At 39.0% G+C, this 1,612-nt stretch carries 2 protein-coding genes; both read left to right on the top strand.

The window, feature by feature from the left end; genetic code table 11:
* Window positions 1-778 (top strand): aminoglycoside N(3)-acetyltransferase (locus HMPREF1495_RS04985; RefSeq protein ID WP_330368666.1); only part of this gene is annotated, 778 nt, incomplete at its 5' end.
* 61 nt (window positions 779-839) lie between these two features.
* Window positions 840-1,325 (top strand): flavodoxin, encoded by a 486-nt coding sequence (locus tag HMPREF1495_RS04990; protein ID WP_007594383.1) that lies wholly within the window; start codon window positions 840-842, stop codon window positions 1,323-1,325.
* Window positions 1,326-1,612 lie beyond the last annotated feature (287 nt).

The following is a 1,612-nucleotide window of genomic DNA, read 5'->3' on the forward strand; positions in this document are numbered from 1 at the left end:
AGATGCAATGAAGGAGTTATACGACATATTTAAAGAAGAATCTAAAGACAAGTGGATAAAAGAGGGTAAAAAAGAAGGTAGAAAAGAGGGTATAAAAGAAGGTGTTATAAATACATTACTTATGCTTGTAAAAGACGGAATAATATCAGTAGAAGATGCTGCAAAAAGAGCAAACCTAAGCGTAAGCACATTTCAAAATCCCGATGCGGGGGTACATTGGACTGTGGGCAGGAAGTATTGGCAGATTATAAGGGATAACTGGCCGGCATATGATAAAAAGCTTACCCCCACCAATACAATGGGTGCGGTGGCTGAAATGTTTCGCCTGTGGGAAGGCACTGTCAGAAGCGATCATCCGGCAAGATCGGTTGCGGCATGGGGAAAGAATGCCCTGTATTTAACAAAAAATAATGACCTGTCAGACATTTTAGGCAAGGCTTCACCGGTGGGGAGACTGTATGAACTTGACGGAAAGGTGCTTTTAATAGGTGTGGGCTATGATAAGAACACCTCACTTCATCTGGCGGATACTGTTGCAAATTATGGAGGGAAGCATAATGTGACTGAGCACAGTGCGGTCATGGAAGAGGGTAAAAGGGTGTGGAAAGCCTATGAAACTTTGTATGTGAACGGAGAGGACTTTAATGAAATCGGAGAGGCCTTTGAAAGGGAGAGAGATGTAAAAAAAGTTAAATTGGGAAATTGTGAAATTAGATTAATGAGGCAAAGGGATTTGGTGGACTTTGCAAAGAAATGGATTGAAGAAAACAGAAGATGATAAAGTCTTTATAGAAAATATAAATTTTAACAGCCGATGGCTGAAGAAGGGATAAAGTACAATGATTGAGAAAAAGATATTGGTAGCATATTTTACTGCCAGTGAGGGCAGGGTTACAGAGAGGGTGGCAAAAAATCTGGCGGCTGCCGTAAGTGGAGATATTTTTGAAATAGCGGCCAAGGACAGGTATACAAAGGCGGATATAAACTGGGTAAATCCACTGTCCCGTTGTAATAAGGAAAAGCTTGGAAAAAAGGATGTGGAAATCGCCGGTAAATTGCAAAATATACAGGACTATGATTTGATTTTAATAGGTTTTCCGGTGTGGTACGGAGGAGCCCCCAATATTATAAATACATTTTTAAAGGGATATGACTTTTCTGGCAAAAAGATTGCCCTGTTTGCCACATCAGGAGGCGGAGGAATGGGAAGAAGTAAGGAGAAGCTGCAGTCACTTTTACCGAATGCAAGGATAATGGGTGCGAAGCTTTTTAAGATAAAGGCAGGCTCTGATGAGATGAGAGCCTGGGTGGAGGAAATGCAGTAAAATCCTAAATTAGTATATTGTGCAATCCATAGACTGTATGATAGAATAATCGTGTTAATAAAATATTCAACCTAAAAAAATAAAAAAGATAGGATATGATAGATAAAATAAAGAAAAAAGTTATCTTTAGAGTAGGCTTTATTAACATATAAAGAAGATTTGCGGAAGTTGGATGATGGTGCATAATAACGAGACTTTATGCTTAAGGGTATAATAAAGCATTGGATATAGAAGCAGAGGGCTTAGGATTAAGCTGCTCTGCTTTTTTTTGAGCAAAATTATAAAAG

The organism is Lachnoanaerobaculum sp. MSX33 (genome assembly GCF_000512995.1).
Lineage (GTDB): Bacteria > Bacillota > Clostridia > Lachnospirales > Lachnospiraceae > Lachnoanaerobaculum.